General features: G+C 69.2%; 4 protein-coding genes. All 4 read left to right on the plus strand.

The window, feature by feature from the left end; translation table 11 throughout:
- Position 1 precedes the first annotated feature (1 nt).
- The 4 genes from ACWGJ2_RS29265 to pknB all read left to right on the plus strand — a co-directional run bounded on the left by ACWGJ2_RS29265 (position 2) and on the right by pknB (position 6,698).
- Positions 2 to 1,645: a Stp1/IreP family PP2C-type Ser/Thr phosphatase gene (locus ACWGJ2_RS29265; RefSeq protein ID WP_453349263.1), complete on the plus strand. Its 1,644-nt coding sequence runs from the start codon at positions 2 to 4 to the stop codon at positions 1,643 to 1,645.
- A 15-nt stretch (positions 1,646 to 1,660) separates the two neighbouring features.
- Positions 1,661 to 3,052: an FtsW/RodA/SpoVE family cell cycle protein gene (locus ACWGJ2_RS29270; RefSeq protein WP_453349264.1), complete on the plus strand. Its 1,392-nt coding sequence runs from the start codon at positions 1,661 to 1,663 to the stop codon at positions 3,050 to 3,052.
- Positions 3,049 to 4,515: a peptidoglycan D,D-transpeptidase FtsI family protein gene (locus ACWGJ2_RS29275; RefSeq protein WP_453349265.1), complete on the plus strand. Its 1,467-nt coding sequence runs from the start codon at positions 3,049 to 3,051 to the stop codon at positions 4,513 to 4,515. Before ACWGJ2_RS29270 ends, ACWGJ2_RS29275 begins: the two co-directional genes overlap by 4 nt.
- Positions 4,516 to 4,694: 179 nt before the next feature.
- Positions 4,695 to 6,698 (plus strand): Stk1 family PASTA domain-containing Ser/Thr kinase, encoded by a 2,004-nt coding sequence (pknB, locus tag ACWGJ2_RS29280; protein WP_453349266.1) that lies wholly within the window; start codon positions 4,695 to 4,697, stop codon positions 6,696 to 6,698.
- Positions 6,699 to 6,786 lie beyond the last annotated feature (88 nt).

Here is a 6,786-nt window from a genome sequence, read left to right on the forward strand (position 1 = left end):
GGTGGGCACCGTGCGGATGTACCCGGAGCCGACGGGCGAGGTGCGCATGAGTCTGTCACTGCGCTTCGCCGCCGGATCACACGACGGAATGATCCGCGAGCACAACGAGGACTCCGGCTACGCCGGCCCGAGGCTGCTCGCGGTCGCCGACGGCATGGGCGGCCAGGCCGCCGGTGAGGTCGCCAGCTCCGAGGTGATCTCCACCATGGTCCAGCTCGACGAGGACATCCCGGGCTCGGACATCCTCACCTCCCTCGGCACGGCCGTGCAGCGGGCCAACGACCAGTTGCGCGTCATGGTCGAGGAGGACCCGCAGCTGGAGGGCATGGGCACCACGCTCACCGCGCTCCTGTGGACGGGCCAGCGGCTCGGCCTCGTGCACGTCGGCGACTCGCGCGCGTATCTGCTCCGCGACGGCCAGCTCACCCAGATCACGCAGGACCACACCTGGGTGCAGCGGCTCGTCGACGAGGGGCGGATCACCGAAGAGGAGGCCACCACCCACCCGCAGCGCTCCCTGCTGATGCGCGCGCTGGGCAGCGGTGACCACGTCGAGCCCGACCTGTCCATCAGGGAGGTCCGCGCCGGCGACCGCTATCTGCTGTGCTCCGACGGGCTGTCCGGCGTCGTCTCCCACCAGACGATGGAGGACACCCTCGGCAGCTACCAGGGCCCGCAGGAGACCGTGCAGGAGCTGATCCAGCTCGCGCTGCGCGGCGGCGGCCCGGACAACATCACCTGCATCATCGCGGACGTCCTCGACGTCGACCAGGCGGGCGACACCCTCGCGGGGCAGCTCAACGACACCCCGGTCATCGTCGGCGCCGTCGCGGAGAACCAGAACTCGCTCGGCAGCGACGTGGGCACCCTCCAGACCCCGGCGGCCCGCGCGGCCGAGCTGGGGCGGAGCGGGCAGTCCGTGCCGCAGCAGCCGGGCCCCGACGGGCCGGGGGACGGCTTCGGGCCGCCCGGCAGCGGCGGCATGGCCGCGGGCCCGCCACCCGGCGCCTTCGGCGCCTACACGGACGAGGACTTCGTCAAACCGCGCCGGGGCAGAAAGTGGCTCAAGCGGTCCGCGTGGACCGTCGTCGCGCTGGCCGTCATCGGCGGCGGGCTCTACGGGGGCTTCCGCTGGACCCAGACGCAGTACTACGTGGGGGCCAAGGGCGAGCACGTCGCGCTCTACCGCGGCATCAGCCAGGAGCTGGCGGGTCTGACGCTGAACAAGGTCTACCGCGACCGCCCCGAGATCGAACTCAAGTACCTTCCGCTGTACCAGCGCAACCAGGTGCGGGAGACCATCGCCACCAGCAGCCTCGGCGAGGCCGAGGACAAGGTGAACGAGCTGGGCGCGCAGGCCGAGGTCTGCCGGATCGTCGCTGAGCAGAAGGAAGAGCCCAGCGACGAGCAGAAGAAGGAAGAGCAGAACAAGCCCGGCGACGCGGGCAAGAGCGGCGGCACCGACACCGGGGCCACCAACGGAGGCACCGGCGGCACGGCCGAGTCCGAGTCCTCGGCGACCGCGGGCCAGGTCGCACTCCGCACCGACCACGACAGCACTCACAAGAGCACCAGCTCTCCGTCACCCGGCCCCCGGCTCTCGGAGAAACAGCAGGAGCTCGCCAAGCAGTGCACCGCGCCGTAGGGGGCACAAAACAGCATGAGCAGCAATATCAGCACCACCGGCAGCAACACGACGATCTCCCCCGGAGGTCTGCCCAGCCGCCGTAACACCGAGCTGGCGATGCTCGTCTTCGCCGTGCTCATCCCCGTCTTCGCCTACGCCAACGTCGGCCTGGCCAAGGACGGCGCACTCCCCGCGGGGATGCTCGGCTACGGACTCGGGCTGGGCCTGCTGGCCGGGGTCGCGCACCTCGTCGTGCGCCGCTGGGCGCCGTACGCGGACCCGCTGATGCTGCCCATCGCCACGCTGCTCAACGGCATGGGCCTGGTCCTGATCTACCGTCTCGACCTGGAGCCGCTCCCCGGCGGGGCCGCGGCGCCGACCCAGCTCATGTGGTCGACGCTCGGTATCGCGCTGTTCGTGTGCGTGCTCGTCTTCCTGAAGGACCACCGTGTCCTCCAGCGCTACACCTACATCTCGATGGCGGCGGCGCTGATCCTGCTGATCCTGCCGGTGTTCTTCCCGGCCCGTTTCGGTGCCCGGATCTGGATCACCATCCCCGGTGTGGGCTCGCTCCAGCCCGCCGAGTTCGCCAAGATCATCATCGCGGTGTTCTTCGCGGGCTATCTGATGGTCAAGCGCGACGCGCTCGCGCTGGCGAGCCGCCGCTTCATGGGGCTCTACCTCCCGCGTGGCCGCGACCTGGGCCCGATCTTCGCGATCTGGGCGCTCAGCCTGATGATCCTCGTCTTCGAGACCGACCTCGGCACCTCGCTGCTGTTCTTCGGCCTCTTCGTGGTGATGCTGTACGTGGCGACGGAGCGCACGAGCTGGATCGTCTTCGGTCTGACCCTGTCCATCGTCGGCGCCGTCGCCGTCGCCAGCTTCGAGCCGCACGTGCAGAGCCGTGTGCAGGACTGGCTCGACCCGATGCAGGCGTACAAGGACGGCTCCGAGCAGCCCGCGCAGGCGCTGTGGGCCTTCGGCTCGGGCGGCACCCTCGGCTCCGGGCTCGGGCAGGGCTACTCGCGGCTCATCGGCTTCGCGGCCAAGAGCGACTACATCTTCGCCACCGTCGGCGAGGAGCTGGGGCTCTGCGGCGCGATGGCCATCCTCCTGATGTACGGGCTCCTGGTGGAGCGCGGCATCCGCACCTCCCTCGCGGCACGCGACCCCTTCGGCAAGCTCCTCGCCGTCGGTCTCTCGGCCGCCTTCGGCATCCAGGTCTTCGTCGTCGCGGGCGGCGTCATGGGCCTCATCCCGCTGACGGGTATGACGATGCCCTTCCTGGCACAGGGCGGTTCCTCGGTCATCGCCAACTGGGCGCTCGTCGCGATCCTGCTGAAGATCAGCGACACCGCCAGGCGACCGGCACCCGCCCCGGCCCCCAACCCCGACGCCGAGATGACTCAGGTGGTCCGACCGTGAACAAGCCGCTTCGACGGATCGCGATCTTCTGCGGCCTGCTCGTCCTGGCCCTGCTGGTCCGCGACAACTGGATCCAGTTCGTCCAGGCCGACGAGCTGAAGACCGACCCCAAGAACCGAAGGGTCGCCATCGCCCGCTACGCGCAGCCGCGCGGCAACATCATCGTCGACGGCAAGTCCATCACCGGATACGCCGAGACGAAGGGCAACGACTTCCAGTACAAGCGCACGTACAAGAACGGCGAGATGTGGGCCCCGGTCACCGGGTACGCGTCCCAGGCGTTCGGCGCCAACCAGCTCGAAGCGCTCAACGACGGCATCCTCACCGGCGACGACGACCGGCTCTTCTTCAACCGCACCATCGACATGCTGACCGGCAAGCCCCAAAAGGGCGGCAACGTCGTCACGACGCTGAACGCCAAGGCCCAGAAGGCGGCCTTCGAGGGGCTGGGCGACAAGAAGGGCGCCGTCGCCGCGATCAACCCGAAGACCGGCGCCGTCCTCGCGCTGGCCAGCACGCCCTCGTACGACCCCTCCACCTTCGCCGGGAACGGCGAGAAGGACACGGAGGCGTGGTCGAAGCTCCAGAAGGACCAGGACCCGGACGACCCGATGCTGAACCGGGCGCTGCGCCAGACGTACCCGCCGGGCTCCACCTTCAAGGTCGTCACCGCGGCGGCCGGTCTGGAGAGCGGGGACTACGACCTGGACTCGAAGACCGACTCGCCCGACCCGTACCAGCTCCCTGACTCCACCTACAAGCTGGGCAACGAGGGCAACAACCCGGCCTGCAAGAACGCCTCGGTGCGCGTCGCGCTCCAGTGGTCGTGCAACACCGTCTTCGCGAAGATGAGCGACGACATCGGCAACGAGGACATGCAGAAGATGTCGGAGAAGTTCGGCTTCCACGAGAAGGAGCTGGACATCCCGGTCCGCGCAGCCGAGAGCGTCTACCCCAAGGACAACCGCCCGCAGAACGCGCAGGCCGGTATCGGCCAGGCGTCCGTGGCGGCCACCCCGCTCCAGATGGCCATGGTCGCCTCGGCGGTCGCCAACGACGGCAAGCTGATGAAGCCGTACATGGTGGACCAGCTCGTGGCGCCCAACCTGAACGTCGTCGAGCAGACCAAGCCCGAGGAGCTGAGCGAGCCGGTCTCCTCGGAGAACGCGCAGAAGCTCCAGCAGGCCATGGAGACCGTGGTCGAGAAGGGCACCGGATCCAGCGGCAAGATCCCCGGCGTCACCGTCGGCGGCAAGACCGGTACGGCCCAGCACGGCGAGGGCAACAGCGAGAACCCCTACGCGTGGTTCATCTCCTACGCCAAGACGGACGACGGCTCCCCGGTGGCCGTGGCCGTCGTCATCGAGAGCTCCGACACGCTCCGCAGCGACATCGCGGGCGGCAAGCTCGCCGCCCCCGTCGCCAAGGGTGTGATGGAGGCCGTCCTCGACGGGAAGCAGTGACGCGACGGACGTGACGGACGTAACGGACGCGACGAAAGCACAGGCGTTGCCCGCGAGAGCGCAGGAGGTGACCCCGGTCACCTCCGACCCGTGCGAGCGGACGGGTACCGTATCCCGAGCAGCACACCGCCGTGCCGTACACCAGATACGGCCCGGACGAACGGAGAGGGCTGGAGACTATGGAAGAGCCGCGTCGCCTCGGCGGCCGGTACGAGCTGGGCAATGTGCTCGGCCGCGGTGGCATGGCCGAGGTGTACCTCGCTCATGACACGCGCCTGGGCCGTACGGTCGCGGTCAAGACGCTCCGCGTCGACCTCGCCCGCGACCCCTCGTTCCAAGCCCGCTTCCGCCGTGAGGCCCAGTCGGCAGCCTCGCTGAACCACCCGGCGATCGTCGCGGTGTACGACACCGGCGAGGACTACGTCGACGGCGTCTCCATCCCGTACATCGTCATGGAGTACGTGGACGGCTCCACGCTCCGCGATCTGCTGCACTCCGGGCGCAAGCTGCTGCCCGAGCGGGCGATGGAGATGTGCATCGGCATCCTCCAGGCCCTGGAGTACTCCCACCGGGCCGGCATCGTCCACCGCGACATCAAGCCCGCGAACGTGATGCTGACCCGGAACGGCCAGGTCAAGGTCATGGACTTCGGCATCGCCCGCGCCATGGGCGACTCCGGCATGACGATGACGCAGACCGCGGCCGTCATCGGCACCGCGCAGTACCTCTCGCCCGAGCAGGCCAAGGGCGAGTCCGTCGACGCGCGCTCCGACCTGTACTCCACCGGCTGTCTGATCTACGAGCTGCTGACGAACCGGCCGCCCTTCATCGGGGACTCGCCCGTCGCCGTGGCCTACCAGCACGTGCGGGAAGAGGCACAGACGCCCAGCACCTTCGATCCGGAGATCTCCCAGGAGATGGACGCGATCGTGATGAAGGCGCTGGTCAAGGACCCGGACTACCGCTATCAGTCCGCCGACGAGATGCGCGCGGACATCGAGGCGTGCCTCGACGGGCAGCCCGTCGCGGCCACGGCGGCGCTCGGTTCCGTCGGCTACGGCGGCTACGACCCGGACCAGCCCACCACCGCGCTGCGCCCCCAGGAGGGGCAGACGTCGATGATGGCGCCGGTCGGCGACGACGACTATTACGACGACGGGCGCGGCAGGCGCCGCCAGAAGAAGAGCAACACGTCGACGATCCTGCTGGTCATCGCGGCCATCCTGGTCCTGGTCGGCGCGATCTTCGTGGGCAGGGCCCTGTTCAGCGGCTCCGACGGCTCCGACCAGGTCGAGGTCCCCGCGCTGGCGGGGCAGAGCTACGACGAGGCCAAGACGCTCGGCCAGAACGGCGGCTTCAAGGTCGCCAAGGGCGAGACGAAGTTCTGCGAGCAGCCCAAGGAAACGGTCTGCGACACGGACCCGGCCAAGGGCACGAAGATCGACCGCGATTCGACGGTCACGCTCAACCTCTCCAAGGGCCCGGCCCCCGTCGAGGTGCCGGACGTCACGAACAGCTCGTTCCAGGAGGGCAAGCAGAAGCTGGAAGAGGCGGGCTTCAAGGTCAAGCGGAAGACCGAGGAGAACTCCGAGGTCGATCCTGGCACCGTCGTCGACCAGAACCCGAACGGCGGCCAGAAGGCCCAGAAGGAGTCGACGGTCACGCTGACCGTCGCCGTCCAGGCCAAGCAGGCGGTGCCGAACGTCGTCGGCAAGAGCTACAGCGAGGCGAAGACGCAACTGGAGGCGCTCGGCTTCGAGGTGGCCCGCAAGGACGTCGAGGCGGAGGACAAGGCGGCCGACGAGGTCACCAACCAGAACCCGGCGGCCAACACGCAGCACCCGAAGGGCACCCAGGTCACCCTGACCGTCGCCAAGGCGCCCGACGAGGAGCCCGCGACGGTGCCGGACGTCACCAACCAGAAGCTGAGCGACGCCAAGTCGGCCCTTGAGGACGCGGGCTTCGAGATCGGCAACATCGCCGGGGCCCAGGACGACGAGGCGATCGTCATCTCCACCAACCCGGCGGCCAACACGCAGGGCAAGAAGGGCGACAAGGTCGACATCGTCGCCCGTCCCGCCGGTGCGGACGAGGGCCAGGACGGCGGCGACGACGGGGGCCTCCCCTTCGGCGGCACCATGGGCGATTCCTGGAAGAACCGGGGTCACGGCAACGGCTGGTGACTGACCGTGGCCGCGCGGTGAGGCGCTGAGACGGTACGAACGGGCGGTGGGGGGGGGCGGGGGGTCCCCCCACCCCCCGGTGTCGGTT

The sequence above is a fragment of the Streptomyces sp. NPDC054796 genome, assembly GCF_053611545.1.